The sequence below is a fragment of the Bacillus sp. 05T31 genome (assembly GCF_056396725.1).
Genome location: NZ_JBFTMA010001333.1, coordinates 1 through 503, shown reverse-complemented (window position 1 = coordinate 503; position 503 = coordinate 1). Strand labels below are relative to the sequence as shown.

The 503-nt window shown below is 31.3% G+C and carries 1 protein-coding gene; it reads left to right on the top strand.

Features of this window, described 5'->3' with window-relative positions; translation table 11 throughout:
• Positions 1-131 precede the first annotated feature (131 nt).
• Positions 132-503: DUF4352 domain-containing protein (locus AC1DJR_RS33185; RefSeq protein ID WP_477004591.1), on the top strand; the 372-nt coding region annotated here is incomplete at its 3' end.

Sequence of the window (503 nt, the reverse complement as noted above, 5' to 3'; positions counted from 1 at the left end):
AATGTATATTAAAAGGAAAAAGAATAAGGTGTCTAAAAGATTCCCTATTTTGAGCCAATAATGAGACATTATGTTAATCTTATATGTATAGTTGCACARAATTGAGAAACTTAAGGAGACAGATCAATTTTATGAGAAAATCATTCATATTACTTACTTTAATTCTAGTATTAGTCAGTGTTACGGCTGCTTGCACACAAGATAAAAAAGATAGTACCGTTGAAAATGGTCCAATAGAAGAACCAACCGCAAAAAATGAAAATGAAGAATTAATAAATTTTGAAGAAAAAGAAGATATKAGYCGCTTGGAACAAGGTATTTTATTAGTTGGTGAGAGTGYTAARGGMGGCTATTACTTGGCCACCGTTCAAAGTGCAYATTTAAATGCTARCAACGATTCCGTCGTTGTTAATGTCTCTGTAAAAAATGTACGAGGTCAAATGATTGGACTATCAGAATTAAAATATAACTTAAAAGATGAAAAAGACGGAAAGGCCTATGAA